Source organism: Patiriisocius marinistellae (assembly GCF_009014635.1).
Lineage (GTDB): Bacteria > Bacteroidota > Bacteroidia > Flavobacteriales > Flavobacteriaceae > Patiriisocius > Patiriisocius marinistellae.
Map to the genome: position 1 here is coordinate 241,283 of NZ_BKCF01000005.1, position 20,449 is coordinate 261,731.

Annotated in this window: 25 protein-coding genes; 9 read left to right on the forward strand and 16 right to left on the reverse strand. The window is 34.7% G+C overall.

Annotated elements, in window-relative coordinates; all coding sequences use genetic code 11:
• Positions 1–81 precede the first annotated feature (81 nt).
• The 3 genes from GB234_RS12975 to GB234_RS12985 form a co-directional block, all read right to left on the reverse strand.
• Positions 82–510 (reverse strand): lipocalin-like domain-containing protein, encoded by a 429-nt coding sequence (locus tag GB234_RS12975; protein WP_151895006.1) that lies wholly within the window; start codon positions 508–510, stop codon positions 82–84.
• Between the two features lie 134 nt (positions 511–644).
• The gene (locus tag GB234_RS12980; protein ID WP_151895007.1) at positions 645–1,421 is read right to left on the reverse strand and encodes a M48 family metalloprotease; all 777 of its coding nucleotides are present in this window, start codon (positions 1,419–1,421) and stop codon (positions 645–647) included.
• A gap of 35 nt (positions 1,422–1,456) precedes the next feature.
• The gene (locus GB234_RS12985; RefSeq protein WP_151895008.1) at positions 1,457–2,203 is read right to left on the reverse strand and encodes a M15 family metallopeptidase; all 747 of its coding nucleotides are present in this window, start codon (positions 2,201–2,203) and stop codon (positions 1,457–1,459) included.
• 43 nt (positions 2,204–2,246) lie between these two features.
• Between GB234_RS12985 and GB234_RS12990 the strand changes: the two genes are divergently transcribed.
• Entirely contained in the window at positions 2,247–2,672 is a 426-nt protein-coding gene (locus tag GB234_RS12990) for a GNAT family N-acetyltransferase (RefSeq protein ID WP_151895009.1), read from the forward strand.
• 16 nt (positions 2,673–2,688) lie between these two features.
• Here GB234_RS12990 and pepE read toward each other — a convergent pair whose 3' ends face one another.
• Positions 2,689–3,387, reverse strand: coding sequence for a dipeptidase PepE (gene pepE, locus GB234_RS12995; protein ID WP_151895010.1), 699 nt, complete (start codon positions 3,385–3,387; stop codon positions 2,689–2,691).
• Positions 3,388–3,492: 105 nt separating this feature from the next.
• On the opposite strand from pepE, the gene GB234_RS13000 reads away from it, so the two are divergent.
• The 7 genes from GB234_RS13000 (at position 3,493) to GB234_RS13030 (ending at position 9,852) form a co-directional block, all read left to right on the forward strand.
• Positions 3,493–4,317, forward strand: coding sequence for a BamP family beta-assembly machinery protein (locus GB234_RS13000; protein ID WP_151895011.1), 825 nt, complete (start codon positions 3,493–3,495; stop codon positions 4,315–4,317).
• Positions 4,307–5,092, forward strand: a complete 786-nt coding sequence (locus GB234_RS13005) for a BamP family beta-assembly machinery protein (protein WP_172966889.1) — start codon at positions 4,307–4,309, stop codon at positions 5,090–5,092. The genes GB234_RS13000 and GB234_RS13005 overlap by 11 nt, the downstream gene beginning before the upstream one ends.
• 19 nt (positions 5,093–5,111) lie before the next feature.
• Positions 5,112–5,849, forward strand: coding sequence for a carboxypeptidase-like regulatory domain-containing protein (locus GB234_RS13010; protein ID WP_172966890.1), 738 nt, complete (start codon positions 5,112–5,114; stop codon positions 5,847–5,849).
• 96 nt (positions 5,850–5,945) lie between these two features.
• Entirely contained in the window at positions 5,946–6,449 is a 504-nt protein-coding gene (locus tag GB234_RS13015; RefSeq protein WP_151895014.1) for a DUF6702 family protein, read from the forward strand.
• A 63-nt stretch (positions 6,450–6,512) separates the two neighbouring features.
• Positions 6,513–8,813 carry a M1 family metallopeptidase gene (locus GB234_RS13020; RefSeq protein WP_151895015.1) on the forward strand — a complete coding sequence of 767 codons (2,301 nt, stop codon included), beginning with the start codon at positions 6,513–6,515 and terminating at the stop codon, positions 8,811–8,813.
• Between the two features lie 185 nt (positions 8,814–8,998).
• Entirely contained in the window at positions 8,999–9,286 is a 288-nt protein-coding gene (locus GB234_RS13025; protein WP_235906135.1) for a Sec-independent protein translocase subunit TatA/TatB, read from the forward strand.
• A complete protein-coding gene (locus GB234_RS13030; protein WP_151895016.1) occupies positions 9,286–9,852 on the forward strand; it encodes a phosphatase PAP2 family protein in 567 nt (188 codons plus the stop codon). Before GB234_RS13025 ends, GB234_RS13030 begins: the two co-directional genes overlap by 1 nt.
• On the opposite strand, the gene GB234_RS13035 is transcribed toward GB234_RS13030, so the two are convergent.
• From GB234_RS13035 to GB234_RS13080, 10 genes are all read right to left on the reverse strand, one after another.
• A complete protein-coding gene (locus GB234_RS13035) occupies positions 9,853–10,494 on the reverse strand; it encodes an O-methyltransferase (protein ID WP_151895017.1) in 642 nt (213 codons plus the stop codon).
• Positions 10,495–10,529: 35 nt separating this feature from the next.
• Positions 10,530–11,309 carry an SDR family NAD(P)-dependent oxidoreductase gene (locus tag GB234_RS13040; RefSeq protein WP_151895018.1) on the reverse strand — a complete coding sequence of 260 codons (780 nt, stop codon included), beginning with the start codon at positions 11,307–11,309 and terminating at the stop codon, positions 10,530–10,532.
• 2 nt (positions 11,310–11,311) lie between these two features.
• The gene (locus tag GB234_RS13045; protein WP_151895019.1) at positions 11,312–12,400 is read right to left on the reverse strand and encodes an amidohydrolase family protein; all 1,089 of its coding nucleotides are present in this window, start codon (positions 12,398–12,400) and stop codon (positions 11,312–11,314) included.
• Positions 12,401–12,475: 75 nt separating this feature from the next.
• Positions 12,476–13,261 carry an SDR family oxidoreductase gene (locus tag GB234_RS13050; protein ID WP_151895020.1) on the reverse strand — a complete coding sequence of 262 codons (786 nt, stop codon included), beginning with the start codon at positions 13,259–13,261 and terminating at the stop codon, positions 12,476–12,478.
• A gap of 141 nt (positions 13,262–13,402) precedes the next feature.
• Positions 13,403–14,851: an aldehyde dehydrogenase gene (locus GB234_RS13055; protein WP_235906138.1), complete on the reverse strand. Its 1,449-nt coding sequence runs from the start codon at positions 14,849–14,851 to the stop codon at positions 13,403–13,405.
• Between the two features lie 4 nt (positions 14,852–14,855).
• Positions 14,856–15,689, reverse strand: coding sequence for an alpha/beta hydrolase (locus GB234_RS13060; protein ID WP_151895022.1), 834 nt, complete (start codon positions 15,687–15,689; stop codon positions 14,856–14,858).
• A gap of 10 nt (positions 15,690–15,699) precedes the next feature.
• Positions 15,700–16,128, reverse strand: a complete 429-nt coding sequence (locus tag GB234_RS13065) for a RidA family protein (protein ID WP_151895023.1) — start codon at positions 16,126–16,128, stop codon at positions 15,700–15,702.
• Between the two features lie 37 nt (positions 16,129–16,165).
• A complete protein-coding gene (locus GB234_RS13070; RefSeq protein ID WP_151895024.1) occupies positions 16,166–17,584 on the reverse strand; it encodes an FAD-dependent oxidoreductase in 1,419 nt (472 codons plus the stop codon).
• 93 nt (positions 17,585–17,677) lie between these two features.
• On the reverse strand, positions 17,678–18,937 hold the full coding sequence (gene kynU, locus GB234_RS13075) for a kynureninase (protein ID WP_151895025.1): 1,260 nt from the start codon (positions 18,935–18,937) through the stop codon (positions 17,678–17,680).
• A 42-nt stretch (positions 18,938–18,979) separates the two neighbouring features.
• Positions 18,980–19,672 (reverse strand): hypothetical protein, encoded by a 693-nt coding sequence (locus GB234_RS13080; protein WP_151895026.1) that lies wholly within the window; start codon positions 19,670–19,672, stop codon positions 18,980–18,982.
• 71 nt (positions 19,673–19,743) lie between these two features.
• On the opposite strand from GB234_RS13080, the gene GB234_RS13085 reads away from it, so the two are divergent.
• Complete coding sequence (locus tag GB234_RS13085; RefSeq protein WP_151895027.1) at positions 19,744–19,911, forward strand: CDGSH iron-sulfur domain-containing protein; 168 nt, start codon at positions 19,744–19,746, stop codon at positions 19,909–19,911.
• Between the two features lie 94 nt (positions 19,912–20,005).
• On the opposite strand, the gene GB234_RS15285 is transcribed toward GB234_RS13085, so the two are convergent.
• Both GB234_RS15285 and GB234_RS13090 read right to left on the reverse strand, forming a co-directional pair.
• The gene (locus GB234_RS15285) at positions 20,006–20,137 is read right to left on the reverse strand and encodes a hypothetical protein (RefSeq protein ID WP_262714115.1); all 132 of its coding nucleotides are present in this window, start codon (positions 20,135–20,137) and stop codon (positions 20,006–20,008) included.
• Positions 20,138–20,165: 28 nt separating this feature from the next.
• Positions 20,166–20,321: a lmo0937 family membrane protein gene (locus tag GB234_RS13090; protein WP_151895028.1), complete on the reverse strand. Its 156-nt coding sequence runs from the start codon at positions 20,319–20,321 to the stop codon at positions 20,166–20,168.
• Between the last annotated feature and the right edge of the window lie 128 nt (positions 20,322–20,449).

The window sequence follows — 20,449 nt, forward strand, 5'->3', positions numbered from 1 at the left end:
CTTTTTTTCAAAGATACTAAGAACTAAAAAAACCTCCACTTACAATATAAATGAAGGTTTTAATCTTTGATAAATTTTAATTTACTGCTTTGTATACGTTTCTACAGAGAGATAGGTTGTACCTTCTTCTGTAAAAGAATATGAATATGCTAATGTTGATTCATTTAGGGTGGTGATTTCTGCAGTTTCTGAATCGCCATCACCAAAATTTAAAGTTAACATATTACCGTTAATGGTATACGTAAAGTTATCTGTGTCTGAAATTTCACAATTATCTCCATAATTGTAATTATTAACTCCAGACCCATTTGAGCTGTATGTGTAAAAATCTTCTAAATCACAGGAATCTAGAACTTCGGGTACTCCGTTGTCAGTAATTGATGCTAATTTCCATGTTCCTATAATACTTGCCTCGTTTGATGAGGTGTCATTAGTATCTCCATCGTCATCTTTATTACAAGATGTAAATACTAGTGTTGATGCTAATAAAAAATAAAATAAATGTTTCATACTCTTGGTTTTAAGGTTGAAAGCCAAAAGTATCAGCGTTATGTTTTATAGACAAAACCCATTAGGGGGGAGTTTTTTAGCTTTGTTTAATGGGAAAAGTTTTGATTATTAATATGACAATTGCTTGCTTGTAACTAAAGACCAAGCTCCGTTTTATATTTTTGGATAGAAGCTTCTATTTTTTCCATTCTATTATCAGGGTCTGGGTGTGTGCTTTTATGTTCGGGCACGCGATTAGGTCCTGCAGAGGCTTTTAAAATTTCCATTACTTGCATCATTTGGTAAGGATCATAGCCAGCTTTCATCATAAACCGAATGCCTAAATCATCACTTTCTAATTCGTCATCACGTCCATTAGTGAGTAGTTTATTTTGTCCCATATTTGCAATCATTCCTCCCATGTCTGCACCTACAGAGCCAGCTTGAGCGAGCCCTTCCCAAAGTCCAGCATCTGCAATGCGTTCACTGGAGTGTCTCCCAAGAACGTGTCCTATTTCATGCCCAAGTACCCCTGCGAGTTGATCTTCTGTCTCTAATTGTGAGAATAGGGCATAGGTTATAAAAATTTGACCACCCGGTAATGCAAAAGCGTTAATTGTTTGGTCATCAGCGAGTAGGTGAAATTCATACACATATTCACTGCCCGCTGCCATAGAGCTGTCTACAAGTCTTTTTCCTACTCTGTCAACGGTTTGTTGTGCGCTTTCATCTGGATATAAACCACCGTGTTGTTGTGCCATTTGATTGCGAGATTGAAGTCCCATAGCAATCTCCTCCTGCGGTTCAAGCGCCATTGCTTGTTCTCTGCCAGTATATTTATTTACTTCCTTGCTACTGTTGTATTGCCAGTAAGTATATCCTGCGATTAGAAGTCCAATAATGATGCGTATTTTCCAACTGCCTCTCATAATTATAATTTTAAAGGGTATATTTTTATCAATTCAATTTACGAAATAAGCAATGGGTTTATATCTAAAACATTCTCTTTTCGATATGCAGCTATAAATTCATCGGTAAAATACGTGCTGCCTTTTACTTTTTCATCTAAAAGAATAGTTTTAATATCAAGCTCTTTATAAGCTTTTAACATAGGTTTTGAAACGGGTGCATAGCTAAAGTGCCACGGTTCGTATTTAAAACCTTTTCTATTAGCATTATCTGTGTACACTTCATAGAATCCAAAACCAGAAGCGTTTTCATTAAGCCATTCTTTTAATTTACAGAACGGACCCTTACCGTGAAAATTTTCTGCAAGTAAAACACTTTTAGGCCGCGGTGGATTTGCGTCAATGATGTCAATGTCTGTTCCCCAATGATGGCGAGACGTCCCAGGAATTGTGGAATATTCTATAATTTTTAAAATTGCAGCTTGTGGCGTCAACCCTTGTTTTGTAAAGCGATTATATTTGCCTTCAAAAATTTCTTTTTGTCGCTCAAAACTTCGGTAAGCTGAGACTACTTCGATTTTTAGGTTTTCTTTTAATGCGGCTTCTTTCATTTTTGAAAATGCTGCCTTTGCTTCTTTGTGCATTTTACTTGTGTAACTATCGCCCACTATATCTGGATTGCCCTTTCCTATTAATTGATTTCGGGTAAATGTTTCTTCTTGTAATGCGTTAAATGATAACTGCGGAAATATGCTTAAACCAAAACCACCGATTGCTGTTATTTTTAAAAAATCTTTTCTTTTCATTATGTATATTGAGGTGCTTTAAAATTACTATAATTTAAGAATTATGACGGCTAATTTCTCCATTATTCCTCCTTCTGAAATATTAAAAATCATTCCACTTTTAGGCGTTATTGGAGACCATAAAGTTCCAGAAGCTATTTTAAAAGAAAGAGTGCTCGAAATGAGTATTCAAAATTATGAGTGTATTGCCATCACCTACGAGGAAAAGTTAATAGGCATTTGCGGCATGTGGTTTCAAACAAGGCATTATGCGGGTAAAAGTGTGGAAATAGACCATGTGGTAATCGAAGAAAATTTCCGAGGAAAAAAAATAGGTGATCAATTAATGCAATTTATATATGGATATGCCGCTTCAAAAAAATGCCGTTGGGTGGAACTTAATACATATGTACATAATTTTCCATCACATAAATTTTATTATAATCAAGGGTTTGTTGCTAAAGGATATCATTTTGTGAAAGAACTTTAATAGATAAAATGAGAATCTAAAATGTAAGCTTGGTTAGTTTTTCCACTTCATAAGCTTCTTTAGCTTGTTCAAAAACCCTTGCAGATAAATGTCCTTTTAAAGTTATGTTTTCACCTTTAACCTCTAGCCAACTTCCTTCGCGAAGGCCCACAACGGGTACTGTGTTTTGAGTATGATATTCTTTAATCCTAGTTTCGCGGGTTTCACCCATGTGTTTTGTAGGTGAAGGGTCGAGGAAGTGTGCGTTTATATTGAAAGGGATGACACCTAAAGTCTTAAAAGAAGGTGGGTAAACAATAGGCATATCGTTTGTGTTTTGCATAGTAACACCGCAGAGATTGCTACCTGCACTGGTTCCTAAATAGGGGGTTCCTTCAAGTAGCATCTCTCTTAAGGGTGCCATTAATTTTAGGTCGTGCATTTTTTTTACTAATAGAAATGTGTTCCCGCCACCAGTAAAAATTCCTTTTGCATTTTTAATGGCTTCAATAGGATTTTCAAAAGTGTGAATGCCTACGAGCTTTTTGTTGATTTTGTGGAAAAATGTTGCAGCCTTTTCAGTGTATGTGTCGTGTGAAATTCCACTAGGTCTAGCAAATGGGATGAATAGAATTTCATTAGTATTTTTAAAGTGTTTGACTAAAACTTCTTCAAGATATTCTAGGTAACCACTTCCATAAATAGTGGAAGTACTTGCAACGATTAAATTTTTCATTCGTATTTAAATATGTGTAAAGGTAGGTATCTTGCTTAAAATTTTAACAAAATGTAACAGATTGCTAGCAATAGATTTCCGAACTTTATACAAAGAACCAGACCAATGAAACTAACAACCATATTTTTGTATTTGCTTTTGGTGCCTTCTTGCATCATAGCACAGGAAGCACAACGTGTTTTAGTTAATGGTTATATTACTGCACCCGTAGGCGATATTGTTGAAGGTATTCACGTCTATAATATTTCATCTCAAAAAGGAACAGTTACTGATGCCAATGGCGAATTTAAACTTGAAATGGCAATTAATGAGCGGTTAGAAGTTACTTCATTACAATATGTGGGTTTTAAGGTTATAGTTGATAAAGGTATTATTGATAATATGCAAGTGCGTATCTATTTAAACCCAATGGTTAATGAATTGAAAGAGGTAATTATAAGACCTTATGACCTTTCTGGAAACATTGCCGTAGATGTGGGCAAAATTAACACTTTTAACCCTAATCAAGGTTGGGATTTATCTTATGAGCAATTAGAGTTTGGGTATGAATTTGCACCAGATGGTGTTACTGCAATACAAGGTAATGTTGCTCAAGATGCCTACTATAATGGGCAACAACAATATGGTGGTGATTTAATAGGAGGTTTAGGGCTGTTGAAAAATCTTATCTTCGGAAGGTCTGAAAAGGAAAAACCTGCTTCACAATTACAAATAGAAAGCGAGTTAATAGCAAATGGAATAAGAGGAAGATTTACAAACCAATTTCTAACAGAAAATTATAATATACCCGCTGAGTTGGCAACAGATTTTGTGTATTATGTTCAAGAAAGTGGCATCCCGCCCACGTATTTAAAACCCGAAAATAAACTATTACTACTGGACTATTTGACAGGCAAGAGTAAAGAATATCTTAGAACAATTGAAAAATAAAATTTCCATACTTTTAATTAGTTCTTTTACAGCGTTTTCTATGTTAGCTCAACAAGAAAAAATCAAAGGACAATTGACAAATACTGTAGATGTTGGTGGTATAGAAATTATGAATGAAACGTCTGGTTCAATTGCTTTTACAGATGAAAATGGAGCCTTTGAAATTAAAGCAGATAAATTTGATGTTTTAAAATTTTCTGCAATAAATTATTTTACATTTAGATATAACGTATCTCGAAATAACTACACGAGTAAAACAATGGAGATTACTCTTGAGCCAATTTTAAATGAACTAGATGAGGTAAACTTAAGTAAGAATAAGGCAGATATTAGCTTTAATGACCCTGCGAAGGATGTTGAGTTGTCTTATGAAGAATTAATGTTTCAATATACCTCTAATTTTAATTCAGATGTAGGCATTAGTGGTACGGCTGCAAATAATGCCTATCATAATGGACAAACACAAAATGGATTAGATTTAATAGGCGGTGCAAAACTACTAAAGTATGTACTTTTTGGAAGACCAGAAAAAAATAAGACTGCAGATCAACTATTAAGAGAAAAAGAATTTATTGCCAAAGAGACAAGAAAAAGATTTTCAGATGAGTATTTGATGGACAACTATGATATTCCTCAAGAAGCAATTGTTGATTTCTTTTATTATGTTCAAGAGGATGGAGTTCCACTTGATTATTTTGATCCAAAAAACGAACTATTATTACTCAACTTCATGTTTGAAAAGAGTAAAGAATATTTAGAATATATTGAAAAATAAATACCTTTTAATTTTAATATTGTTCTGTTGTCCAGCAATTAATACGCTTGGGCAACAAGTTGTTATAAAAGGTGTTTTAACTAACGATATTGATGTTGAGTCCATTCAAGTTTATAACACAACCTCAAGATTTAACACCATAACAGACCAAAACGGAAACTTTGAAATAGAAGCTTTTAAAAATGATACGTTAGTTTTTTCGGCAGTTAATTATTATACTCGTAAAGCTGTAATCACAGAAGAAAACTATAATTTTAAACATATAGAGGTGACACTTGTACCCATTTTAAACGAACTAGATGAGGTATATCTAGGGCATAGATTGACGGGTGATTTAGCAAATGATATAAAAAATGTAAAAACAGATGACCCCTTTAATTTTGATGATGTAGGCATTCCAGGCTTTAAAGGAAAACCTGAGGAAAAAATACCTCCAGTTTTAGGTGGTGTTGTTAGTATAACTTCGGTTGATGTTGAGGCGCTTTACAAATATCTTTCAGGTTATTATAAAAATTTAAAATTACTTCGGAAATGGCAATCACAAGATGCAGCCGTAGCAAACATTTTACATGGGTACATGCCTAGTTTGCTTGAAGAGGCTTTTGGAATTCCTGAAAATAGAGCGTTTGATTTTGTTTTGTTCTGCGTCGAAACCACAACACTTGAAAACGAATTTAAAAATGAAAACTACGAGCTTGTTCTTGATATATTTCAGAAGAAAGCTCCAGAATACTTAAAAGGATTGGTAAAAGAATAACGTGTGTTTTAATCCATTTATATTTCCGAAGAGATAGAAAGGAATAATTTTTGTAACATTGCGAAAATCTAGACTACTAACAGTATTTGCATTCCTATGAAATTTTTAAAATTATTGTTTTTTGTATTCTGTTTCACTGTATTTACGTCTTTTACAGCACATAAGTTTTATGTGAGTATTACTAAAATAGAGTATGTTAAAGAGAAACAATCAATACAAATTATTACTCAACTTTTTACAGATGACCTTGAAGATGCCTTATCAGAGCGTTATGGCAAAGATGTACATTTAGATTCTTCTAAAGAAACTAAAGCTGACGTTGCATTATTTGAAAAATACCTACTTAGTAAGCTCACAATCTTAGTAAATGGAAACCCAGTAAAATATAATTTTATTGGTCACAAATATGACATTGACCAAGTCAAAGCCTATATTGAAATAACAGGGATTGAAGCTGTAAATTCTATGGAAATTGAAAACACAATATTGATGGATAAATTTGAGAATCAACAAAATATTATACACTTTAAAACTGGAACATCAAGAAAAAGTCTTGTATTAGATAAAGAAAATCCTAAAGGATTGTTAAAATTTGAGTAATCAAAGAGTATAGCTATATAAACCCCTATTTTTAACAAATTATTATTAAAAACCATTTACTAAATGAAAGTAATTAAATTATTGTCATTATTGATGTTGATAACATCGGCTGGAATGATGCAAGCGCAAGAAGAGACAACAGAGCGAAAGCCAGGTCATACTAACGAAAACAGGTTTAAGCAGCTCTATACTGAGTTTTCTACTCCTAATCAATATCGTTCTGCAAGTGGAGCACCTGGTCCTAATTATTATCAGCAGCAAGCAGATTATAAAATGGATATTCGTCTTGATGATGAGAATACAAGGATATATGGAAATGAAACGATTACATATACTAATAATTCGCCAGATGTTTTAGAATATTTATGGGTACAGTTAGATCAAAATGTTAGAGCAAGAGATTCAAAATCTCCACTAATAGAGCCTAGTGGTGCTGCGCCTGCGCAACAAGCAAGTTCATTTGTAAATAGCTATATGGGAGAAAAATTTGACGGTGGTTTTAAAATTGACCATGTTAAAGATACTAAAGGAAATAATTTAAAGTATACGATAAACCGCACGATGATGCGTATTGATATTCCAAAAGCTATGCAGCCAGGAGATGAATACTCATTTAATATTAAGTGGTGGTACAATATTGTAAATCATACAATTGATAGAGCTAGAAGTGGATACGAAACTTTTGACGATGGAAATAATGGGTATGTGATTGCGCAGTTCTACCCACGTATGGCTGTTTATAATGATGTTGAAGGATGGCAGAATAGTCAGTTTTGGGGACGTGATGAATTTGCGTTGCCATTTGGTGACTTTGAAGTAAATATCACAGTTCCTGCAGATCACACAATGGATGCAACGGGTGTGTTGACAAATAGGAAAGAGATATTTTCAAAAGACATGATGAACCGTTATGAGCGCGCAAAAAAATCATACGATAAACCAGTAATTATTGTAACTCAAGAAGAGGCAGAAGCAGCTGCAAAAGGATTTAGTAAAGCAACTAAAACGTGGAAATTTAAAGCAGAAAATGTACGTGACTACGGTTTTGCAACTTCGAGGAGATACATATGGGATATGATGGCAGTAAAAATGGGAGACAGAGATGTTATGGCAGTGTCAGTATACCCACCAGAAGGAAATCCATTATGGGAAGACTACTCAACGAGAGTTGTAGCGAGTACACTAAAGTCTTATTCTAGAATGAGTTTTGATTATCCATACCACAAAGCAATTTCAGTTCACGCTAAAGGTCAAGGAATGGAATACCCTATGATTTGCTGGAATTACGGTCGTCCAGAAAAGGATGGTACCTACAGTGAAAGAACAAAATATGGAATGATGAGTGTTATTATTCATGAAGTTGGGCATAATTACTACCCAATGATTGTCAATAGTGATGAGCGTCAATGGACTTGGATGGATGAAGGACTAACTACATTTGTTCAATACATAGCTGAACAAGATTTTGGTGAAAAATATCCAGAGGCTATTGCACCAAACAAAGCATATCCTTCACGTCGTGGTCCTGCAAAGAACATTGTAAGTTACATGGCAGGTGATCAAGAGAGCATCGCTCCAATTATGACAAAAGGATTAAACACATACAACTTTGGAGCAAACGCATATTCAAAGCCAGCAACTGGATTAAACATTTTGAGAGAAACAATTATGGGCAGAGAGTTGTTCGACCATGCTTTTAGGACATATTCTCAAAGATGGATGTTTAAACACCCAACGCCAGAAGATTTCTTTAGAACAATGGAAGATGCATCTGCCGTTGATTTAGATTGGTTTTGGAGAGCTTGGTTTTACACAACAGACTATACAGACATAGGAGTAAAGGATGTTGAGACATTTTATGTTACATCAAAAATGACTAAAGAAGTTAAAAAAATGATGGAAGCACGTGGAATGAGTGAGAGTGATTTACCACCATTAGTTTATTTAGTAAAAGAAGGAAGCGATGACTTTGAAGAAAGCATGAAAACAGAAACATTGAATGATGTTACAACACTCCAAACATACATAATGGATAATTTAACGCCTGCACAACGTGCTAATTTAAAGTCTCCTAAATATTTTTATAATGTGACTTTTGAGAAGCCAGGAGGAATCCCAATGCCGCTTATCGTTGAGTATACATACAGTGATGGTTCTACAAAAAGAGAAACATATCCAGCACAATTATGGAGAAAAAACGATGCTGAGGTAAGCCTTACGGTACCTTCTGAAATGGAAATCACAAAAATTATGGTCGATCCAGACGAAGAAACAGCAGATATTGACACTACTAACAACGCGTGGCCAAAACGTAAAAAGTTAGGTGAGTTTGATAACTTCAAAAAGGAAGAAAACAAAAACTAATAATCTTTCTTCGGAAATATATAACACCAAAGCCCACTACAATTGTAGTGGGCTTTTTGGTTTTTCATTAATGTGAAGTTAGTTCTCTTTAGCACAATTTATAATTACCTAAACTTACCATCTACTAATTAAAATTTTAATTCTAATTTCAGAATTCACAATCCATAATTCAATATCTTTGCGTCATGCAAATGCAACCACATTTATTATTTATTAGCGGGGCAGAAATAGGTTTTATACTATTCTTAGTCCTCCTCATTTTTGGTGCAGACAAAATTCCCGAAATCGCTCGCGGATTAGGAAAAGGAATGCGCCAAATTAAAGATGCTACTAACGATATTAAAAGTGAAATCACAAAAACTGCTGAGAAACAAGGATTAGATTTAGATATTACTAAAGATGTTCGTAAAGAAATTGATGCAATTAAAGATGATGTAGAGGAGTTTGGTGGTTCTGTAAAACGCAAGTTTTAATGCTACAAACTTTAAAAGACTGGGATAGAGAACTATTTGTATGGCTCAATGGTCTAGGGATTGAAGATTACGATGGCTTTTGGATTTTTGCAACACAAATAGAAAACTGGACAGCACTATATATTATATTCTTTGCAGTTTTAATATACTATCTAAAGCCAAAAAAAGGAATTATTGCTATTCTGTTTTTAGTAGCAACATTTTTGTTAACGTTAGGATTAACAGATGTAACTAAAAATTATATTGCGAGGCTACGCCCTAACAATGTTGAAGCATTGGGAGAATTAATACGTATTTTACAAAAGCCCACCAACTATAGTTTCTTCTCAGGACACGCATCCACAAGTTTTTCAATAGTAACATTTGTGGTGCTTACTATTAAAAGTTATACAAAATGGATATACCTAGCTTATTTATGGCCGCTCATATTTGTGATGAGTCGTATCTATGTAGGCGTACATTACCCTAGTGATATTTTTGTTGGTGCTTTAGTGGGTACAATAATTGCATTTTTGGGTTACTGGAGTTTTCAGAAGGTCACTCATAAGTTTATTGATAAAGAATAGCTATTTTACTCTTGATATTGTCAAGCCATCTCTAATGGGTAATAAAACCGTTTCTAGCATAAGATGTTCATTAAGCATCTTATTGTAGGCTAAAATGGCTTTGGTATCTTCATCCTTATCTTTTAATGGTTCAACTACTTTTCCGCTCCATAAAACATTGTCACTCAAAATTATAGACCCTTTTTTCAACTTCGGAAATATTAAATCCAAATATTTTGGGTAATTTATTTTATCTGCATCGATAAATACTAGGTCAAAAGTGCAATCTATTTCAGAAATAATATCCAGCGCATTACCAGTGTATTGAAAAATTTGTTCTCCAAAATTAGATTTGTCAAAATACCTTCGCTGTAAATCGTGAAGTTCCTCGTTTACATCTATGGTATGTAATGATCCGTCTTTTTGCATTCCTTCTGCCAAACACAAAGCAGAATAGCCTGTGTAGGTACCTATTTCAAGTATGTGTTTAGGGTTGATTAGTTTAGAAATCATACTTAAAAACCTTCCTTGATAGTGCCCACTAGACATTCTAGGAGCAAGTACTTTTCTCCAAGTTTCTCGAGTTAAATCTTGTAGTAATTCTGGTTCTGGTTGCGAATGATTAACAGCGTATTCGTCAATATTTTGAGGTAAAAAGTGCACGTAGTTATTTTTTATATCTTAAATGTAGTACTGTTTTACTTAGTTGATTGCATTTTTTTTACTTGTTTGAGTAAAATTTTTGTAGGGGTTAGCGGGAGTGATGCCATCATTATTTTTTGACTAAAACTTAATCCAGCTTTTACATTAAGCTCTCCACTCAACATTCCTTGATAACCAGTTTGAGCAACTTCTTCTGGCGGAAATGTATTATCAAAAAGAGGTGTTTTGTCCATGCCACTAGTTTCTCCAAATCCAGTATTTGTAGCACCGGGTAATAAAGCTGTAACAGTAACACTAGTTTCACTCAGCTCTTCATAAATTGCATTGCTAAACGAGGTTACATACGCTTTTGTAGCAAAATAAACTGCTTGTAATGGACCTGGCATTAAACTCGCTGTTGATGAAACGTTTAATACTCTTCCACTGTTTATTTTAACCATATCTGGTAGAAAAAAACGTGTTAACTCAGTTAAGGCAATGATGTTAAGATTAATCATATTTAAATCATCCTCCCATTTTCTTTCGTGAAATTTGCCAAGACCACCAAAACCAGCATTGTTAATAAGATAGTCAACTGTGATTCCCTCGTTTTTCACAATATTATAAACCTCCTTTCCTGCACCTTGTTTTGATAAATCCTTTTCAATGACAAAAACTTTAATGCCATGAGCATATTCAAGTTCTCTTTTCATATCTTTCAATTTATCAATACTGCGTGCAACCAAAACAAGGTCACCTTTTTTAGCTGCATGTATTAATGCAAATTGTTCACCTATTCCGCTACTTGCTCCCGTAATTAGTGCTGTCTTGCTCATTTTTATTTTCCTAAAATTCTATTTACTAATTTTTCTTTTGCAGCTGTATCATCGCCGCATAGCCATTGAATTACATTATCTTCCCAGATGGCATCGCATTGAGCATCATTTAAAATTTTACGCTCTTTTGCTAAATCAAGTATTTTTCCAGGATAAGATGATTGTTTTTCACTTTCCATTTCTCCTAATGGATATGGGTCATCAAGTCCCATAACTATTTGACTTGTTCCTTGATTTTTAACTAATAATTCAAGCCCGCCAGTATCGTGAACTAGCGTGTCAAAAAATATGTTTTTATGACCCACAGATTTGCGAGGGTGTGTTTTTCCTTCAAATAAATCTGGGCGTCCATCAAATCCTTGAATTCTTCTTCCAAGATTCATTTGTGCCAATTGTCCTCCATGTGCAAAACAAGTTCTCATATTTGGATATTTATCTGCATAGCCATTTAGAGTCAAAAAGTGATAGGCATCTGCACACTGTGCAAGCATCCATATTAAATGAAAACGCCAAGAGGTATTTTCTAATTTTATAAATTTTTCACCATCATAAGGATGAACTTCAACAGCTAGATTGTACTTACTTGCCATTTCAAAAATAGGCTCGTTTTCTTCGTCAAAAATACAACGCCAAGTACCTATGGTGTCCATATAATGGGTGGGTAAACATAATAACTGCATTCCTAAATCTTCAACACAGCGCTCAATTTCCCATAAAGCGCCACGAACAAATCCTGGATGAACTACAAATCCAGTTGTAAATTTGGTTGGATTTTCACGTTGTACTTTGGCATTAAAATCATTCTGAAATCTTAATGCTTGTTTCATCTCTTCCACGCGCAGCCCATTTCCGTAGAGCTGAGAAAGATTTAGCACTACAGCGTGGTCAAGTTTATTTCGCTCCATCCAAGCAAGTTTTTCATCTAAGAAAAAACTAGAATCTGTCACAGGACGACTCCAGTCTTTTTGCAACATAAACTTCCTATCTTTATCTACCCAGAAAATCCCTTTATCTTTCATGAATTGAGGAATTTCTTCGGGATAGGGAAGTAGGTGTGAGTGACCGTTGATTCTAAGTTTTCTGTGTTCCATAGAAATGCCCGTTATGGGTATGTTTAGTTAGTTCTTTAAAAATAGAAAAAATGTGTGGTTGATAGCTATGGAAACCTATAAACTTTTAGTTCTTCCACCGTCAACAGGAAGATTTATTCCATTGATATAACTTGCCGAAGGGCTTGCTAAAAATGCAATAGCATATGCTATTTCTTCAGGTTCTGCAAAACGTTTTGCTGGCACCACGTTTTGCATCATCGTATTAGCTTGGTCAAAAGTTCCGTTTATTTTCTTTGCGACATTATGTAATATTGCATCTAACCTTTCGGTAGCAGTTGCTCCAGGTAAAACATTATTTACGGTAATGCCAAAAGGACCTACCTCTGTTGCTAGTGTTTTACTCCAGTTTGCAACTGCACCACGGATGGTGTTACTCACACCAAGACCTTCAATAGGTTGCTTTACAGAAGTAGAGATTACATTAATTATACGTCCATACCCAGCTTTTTTCATTCCAGGAACTACAGCTTGAGCAAGAATGTGATTACATTTTAAATGTTGCGTAAAAGCAGCTTCAAATTCTTCTATTTCTGCAGAAAATATAGGGCCAGCTTTTGGACCTCCTGTGTTGTTTAATAAAATATGAAAGTCTTTATTTGCTGTCGCATCTTCAAGTGTAGATTTTAATCCCTTAAAATCACTAAAATCCGCAACTAGATAATCATGGGTTTGCCCATTTTGAGTTGAGAGTGAGGCTAATACCTCTTTTAGCTTTTCTTCATTACGAGCAACTAATGTAATAGTTGCGCCTAAGTGAGCTAGCTCTTTTGCAGTTGCTTTTCCTATTCCTGCGCTACTTCCACACACTAAGGCATTTTTGTTTTTTAAGTCTAGTTTCATAAATAAAGTTGTTTGGTCGAGCGCAGTCGAGACCTAATTAAAATAGGGGGTTTATAAGACCTCTCAAGCTTTCTGCGCGATATTCTCTAAATTAAGAAAACTTAATAATTCAAATAGTGCTTGAGGGAATATGTATTATTTTTAGTCACTATAAGAAATACAAACATTCTTTGCTTCAGTAAAAAACTTTAAGGCTTCAAAGCCGCCTTCGCGACCCACGCCGCTCTCTTTAATGCCTCCAAAAGGAGTTCTTAAGTCCCTATTGAGCCACGTATTTACCCAAACGATTCCTGCTTGTAACTCTTTTGATAATCGCATGGTGCGATTTAAATTATTTGTCCAAATGGTTGATGATAATCCATATTTTACATCGTTTGCCATCGCTAAGGCTTCATCCTCTGTTTTAAACGACATAATTGTGACTACGGGACCAAAAATTTCCTCTTGGTTTACACGGCATTTATTATCCTTAATTTCAATAACCGTTGGCTGTAAATAATAACCATTTTCTAGCCCTTTAACTTTTACTCTTTTTCCTCCACATAAAATTGTGCCACCTTCTTCTTGCGCTATTTTGATGTAGTTTTCCACTTTTTCTAAATGTGGTTGTGAAACTAAAGCACCAATGTTTGTTTCAGCATCAGCAGGATTTCCTATTTTTAATACAGAAACTTTAGCCACAAAATCATTTTTAAATTGTTCAAAGATGGAAGTTTCAACATAAATGCGACTTCCGCAGAGACATATTTGACCTTGATTTGCAAAAGATGACTTTACGGTTACCGAAAGCATTTTGTCATAATCACAATCTGCAAAAATTAAATTAGGATTTTTCCCTCCTAATTCTAATGACAATTTTTTAAACATAGGGGCCGCTGTGCGTGCAATATGAGCGCCTGTGGCTGTTCCTCCTGTAAATGATATTGCTTTTATATTAGGGTGTTCTATAATTGCTTGACCAGTTTTAGGGCCTGTTCCGTGAACAATGTTTAAAACGCCTTTAGGGAGCCCAGCTTCAGTAAGAATCTCGCCAAGTAAATAAGCTGTCATTGGTGTAACTTCGCTTGGTTTTGCAACAACGCAATTTCCTGCTGCGATGGCTGGAGCAACTTTCCAAGTAAATAAATATAATGGTAAATTCCATGGCGAAATACATCCCACAACACCTATGGGTTGCCGCAATGTATAATTCATAGTATTCAACCCTACACTCTCATGTGCTTCACTAGCAAACTGCGTAATAGCATTACCAAAAAACCGAAAGTTTGAAGACGCTCTTGGGATATCAATTGCTTTTGCAAGGTTTAAAGGTTTACCATTATCTTTTGATTCGGCTTCGGCTAATTTGTCTAAATTTTGCTCTATTAAATCTGCTATTCGCAATAAAATTTTACTGCGTTCATTAATAGTGGTATTGCTCCAAGATGGAAAAGCGGCATGTGCTGCTGTGTATGCATTTTCAACATCTGTGCTATTAGAATTTGCAATTTTTGAATATACTTCGCCGTTGCTAGGGTTAAAATTATCGAGCCACTCATTTGATTGAGGTGTTACGTATGCTCCGTCGATATAGTTTTTTATAGTTTCCAAAATGCTATTTTTTATTCTTCTTTTCCTTAAACAATGAAGCGAAAGCTTCATAAACTGCCTGGTGTAGGGTGTCTCCGTGATCTTGTTCAGGGAAAAATTTGAAATGAATATTAGGGTTTTGTCTATAAGTTTTTCTCATTTTGAGGTATAAAGCCATAGCGCTTTCTTCCATGATTGGTCCCTCTTTTCCAACTCCTATAAATATTTTTTTTGTGGCTTCTGAAATTTTTGGGGTGAAAGATAAAAGTGATTCATCATCCCACCACATACTTGGGCTCACAATAATATAATTGTTAAAAAGTGATGGTTTTTTTATTAATATTTCAGCAGCTAAAAGTCCGCCGAGTGATTGACCAATGATAGTTTTTTCTTCAGAAATATTATAATTTGCTGCTATAAGTGGTTGTAATTCCATTTCTAGAAAACGGATGAAATTTTCTGATCCTCCACTTGTTGGAAAGTCTTTTTTATCTAACGCGTTATTCGATGGGTATGTAAAATCTTTTTTACGGTCTATGTTTGAAATTCCAACTACAATACTTTCTGGTAACATGTTAATCCAAGAGAATGAACCAAATTGTACCAAGCCCGAAATATGAATAAAATCTTCATCTGCTGATCCATCTAATAAATAAATGACAGGATATTTAGTAATTGTGTCCTTTTTGTAACTCTGAGGTAAATAAATATTAAGTGTGCGTTTTTCGTTTAATATTTCCGAAGTAAAGCTAACCGTCTCACCAATATTAAATGGCGATTTTGAGTCAATTTTTAATGTTTGAGCCTTAATAATATGGCTGAAACATAATACTAGAAATAGTAAAGAAATTCTTTTCATTTTACTGGCATTATTTTTTTAAGGGCAAATATGCCTGTGCTTTAATCTCCACTACTAAGTGCGGGTGCGGCAATTGATGTACTGCAACTGTGGTGCGTGTGGGACCCGTTTCTTTATCGAAAAACTCACCGTAAACGGCGTTATACCCACCAAAATCATTCATGTTTACTAAAAAACTCGAAACATCAACGACATCTGCCATTGTAGCACCTTCAGTGGCTAGCACGTCTTTAATATTATTTAATACTGCTCGCGTTTGTTCTTTGATATCTAGGAATATGGTTCCCATTTCATCAATTTTATTTGCGCCTGCAATGGTGTTATCTGCTAATCGCGAACTTGTACCACTTACAAAAAGGAAATCTCCAGCACGTTTAATATGTGGATATGCGCCGCGTGGTGTTGCTTTTCCTTCTACTAATCTACTTTTGTTTGTCATGATTATTTCTGTCAGCCTAGGCTGAGTATTTTCTTAATTATAAATTACCAACTACCTCGTCATCGTGTAATGCTTCGGCAGTTTCTTTTTTTACTAATGCTAGTTTTTCTTTTACGGCCATATCATCTGTCAATTTTCCATCATCTAATAGATTTAAAATGGCTTTATCTTGAGCACGTCCAAGTGTCATTGCAGCGTGATAGGTGATATCTTCATTAAATGTAACTAAAGAATACTTACTAAAATACTCAGTAGGGAATTGAGATTCAAATGCCATTTCTAATTTTCTTTTTTGCTGGAAAAGTGGGCTTGCTGTATGTTCTTTCATTTCGTGAAAGTTGTCAACGGCTAAATCTGCAATCGCATCAGTGTCTTTTTTACGTGCCATTTCGTATGCGTAGAATATTTTTTTCCAATCGTTAGACTCGTTATTTTTGCTTTCATGTTTATTTAAAATTTCATCAAAAACAACTACATCTTCAAAACTAGCATTCATTCCTTGCCCGTAAAATGGGACGATGGCATGTGCACTATCCCCAAGTAAACATACTTTCCCAAAACTACTCCACGGTGAGCATTTTATTGTTCCTAAAGGGCCTGTAGGGTTGCCAAAAAACTCTTCAACTAGATTAGGCATTAGTGTAACCGCGTCTGGATATTCTGTCTTAAAATATGCCATTACCATTTCTGGCGTGGTCAAATTGTCAAAACAATAGTCGCTGTTTGAATAAGGTGCAAATAGTGTTACTGTAAAACTGCCATCAAGGTTAGGTAGTGCAATTAACATGTCTTCTCCTCTAGGCCAGATATGTAATGCACCTTTTTCTGTGCGATAACCGCCATCTTTTGCTGCAGGAATAGTGATTTCTTTATAGCCGTGAGTTAACCAATTTTGTGAAAAACTAAATAAAAAATTTCTATCATTAAACATCGCTTTTCTAACTACTGACCCAGCTCCATCTGTTCCTAAAATAATATCGCCGCTATAGGTTATTTCATCTTTTGTATTGTAATCTTTGAAAGTTGCAATTCCATTTTCAAGGTTCACTTTTGTACAACCTTTATTAAAAATAATTTCAACATTAGACATTGCTTCTGCAGCATCAAGTAAGAGCATATTTAATCCAGGGCGAGAGATAGAATTAATATATTCGTTTTCACGACCGCTGTAATTACTCATAAAAGTATTTCCTTCTTTATCATGAATCATCCTGCCAAGCATAGGAATACAAAGTTTTAAAGCGTCTTGTTCAACACCAGCAAGCCTTAATGCTTTGAGCCCACGGTCACTTAGTGCTAAGTTTATAGACCTCCCTGCATCTTGTGTTACATCTCTTAAGTCAGGGCGTTTTTCAATAAGTTGTACTTGATAGCCGCGTTGTGCCATTCGTAAGGCGAGTAAACTTCCGCATAGACCAGCTCCTATAATTACTATTTTTTGATTTTGATTTTTCATTCTTCTGTTGTTGGACTCAAGACTCGGTAAGTTTTTCTCTTTAGAATCAAGAATAATAACTTGTGAGTACTATATAGTTTTTTCTTAGCTTAATTACAGCACTTTTTTTAATCGCTGCACAAATTCAAAGACATCTTCAAAACTATTGTATAAAGGTGCAGGTGCAACTCTAATGACATCTGGTTCTCTCCAATCACTTATGACGCCTGCTTTTGTAAGTTTTGTATGAAAGGCCTTATCTGCATTTTTTAATTGAATGCTCAATTGACAACCGCGCTCTTCTTTGTTTCTTGGTGTAATAATATTAATATTATTGTTATCAAGCTCATCAAGCAAAAACTCTAAATAGCCGGTTAATTTTTCGCTCTTATTTCTTATGTTTTCAAATCCTGCTTTTTCAAAAACGTCTAGACTAGATCTAATAGCTGCCATTGATAAAATAGGAGGGTTACTCAACTGCCAACCTTCAGCACCAGAAAGTGGGTCAAATTCATGGCGCATGTTAAATCGAGTATCTTTATTATGCCCCCACCAACCCGCAAAACGGTTTAATTTTTCATTATTTGCATGACGCTCATGTACAAAACAACCACCTAGACTTCCAGGTCCACTATTCAAATATTTGTAGGTACACCACACGGCAAAATCTGCACCTACTTCGTGTAAATTAGGCTGAATGTTTCCGGCTCCATGTGCAAGGTCAAACCCAACCATGCATTTATATTTATGTCCTAGCTCAGTAATTTTTTTAAGTGGAAAATGTTGACCGCTATAGTAATTTGTACTCCCAATCATCAACAACGCAATCTTATCACCTTGAGATTCCATAATAGTTTCAAGATCTTGAAAGCGGCATAAATCTTCACCTTCTCTAGGTTGCCAGAGAATGAGACCTTCTTTTGGGTCATGCCCATGAAATTTTAATTGACTTTCCATTGCATATTTATCACTTGGGAAAGCATCACTTTCAACTACAATTTTATATTTGGTTTTTGTTGGCTGATAAAATGAAACCATCATTAAATGAAGGTTTGTGGTCAAGGTATTCATCACCACAACTTCATTAGGTTTTGCCCCTACGATTTTTGCCATGCTATTTGTCAAAAATTCATGATATGGGAGCCAAGGGTGTTTTGCATCTGTGTGTCCTTCAACACCATGCTTTGCCCAGTCTTTTAATTCTGCCGTGATATAGTCTTGCGTTTGCAGAGGTTGTAACCCTAGCGAATTTCCGCAGAGATAAATAAGGGGATTTCCTTTGTTGTCACTAGGAAGTAAAAATTGGTTTCTGAAATGTGCCAGTGGGTCTTCTTGGTCGCATTGTTTGGCAAACGTTAGATTGTTTTGATACATGAATAGGTGGTTAAGAGCTATTTTTACTACTAATAATTTAAATTATTCTACTGAAATATCAGTGAAAAATAATTTAAAATTCTCTGTTTCGTCTTTATGCATTTTGGCGATTTTAAGTCCATTAAAATCTTCATAATCTTCCCATGTAGTTGTCATTGAGGGTGCAATGGTGTCGCCTTGTCTAAACACCCACTCGCGCACCATAAAGTCTTTGTCATAATATAAATCGTATGCATCGCCTGGGGTATAACCGCCCTCGTTTCCATAAGTAATAGTAAGCATATTTAGGGTGTCTTTTGAGATAGGAGCAACGGCTTTTTCCTTTTCTTTGAAACTTGTGCCATCATCCCAAACTAGATTATAGGGTGCCAATAACCAGTATTTGTCATTAATAAATGCAGCGTCGTATTGTTTAGAAGCTTCGTCAAGGTTGTTTCGGTTAAATGAAACGGTATCTTTAGCAGTCATTATGGTCACTTCGTTTGATTTCGGTTTCCAAGACCAAGAACGAGTGCCTGCTGGTTTGTCATTTCGGGTTACATTGAACGTAAAATTGACGGTATTTATATCATTCCATTTTTCAAATCCATTTGCATGTGCAATTTTTTCAGCCGTTGTGTGTGTTTGGTCTTTATTTAAGTCTGAAATTGATTTTAATTTTTCATTTTTAGTAGTATTTTCTTTGCATGCAATCACTGCTGAAATGAAGAACAACGAAATAATTATTTTTTTCATGGAGATATAGTTTCCCGTAAAAATAATGAATTACATTGCTATATTTACACGTAACCCTTTAAAATATAAAGATGACAAAAGTAAATTTAATTGCTAATGGGCCTTTGATAGTTGTTGGAGAGCATACCGTAACGTATCCTGACGGCAGCAGTGAAGTAAAAGTGACAAGAGCTTCATACTGCAGATGTGGAAAAAGTAGCAATCTACCTTTTTGCGATGGGAGGCATAAAGGAGAATAGTTTAAAATATTTATGGAACATAAATATGGAACATAAAAAAGTCCTTTTCGAAATAAATCGAAAAGGACTTTTAATATTTTACAATAAATTAAAATTAATCTACTGCATCTTCAACGTCATCAACAACGTCTTCAACGTCATCAGCTATTGTTTTATTTTCTCTGCAGCTTACAAAACTAGTGCTTAACATTCCTACTGCGAATAATACTAAAATTACTTTTTTCATAATGGTGTTTTTAAGTTAATGGTTATTACTAAAGTCTTCTTCCAGTTAATAATTTGTAAATTACTAAAATTACAACAAGAACTAATAAAATGTGAATCAAGCTTCCAATATCTGGGAAAGCAAAATATCCTACAAGCCATCCTATAATTAAAATTACAACGATTAGCCAAACTAAATCTCTCATGGTTTTTTTTGTTTTACTGATTAGATTTAATAAAATTAAAATATACTTTACAAACAAGGCTTTGGTTTAACAATATTTAACTAAAAGTCTTAAAAAGCGTTTAATATGGGTGTATTTTGTTATAAAAC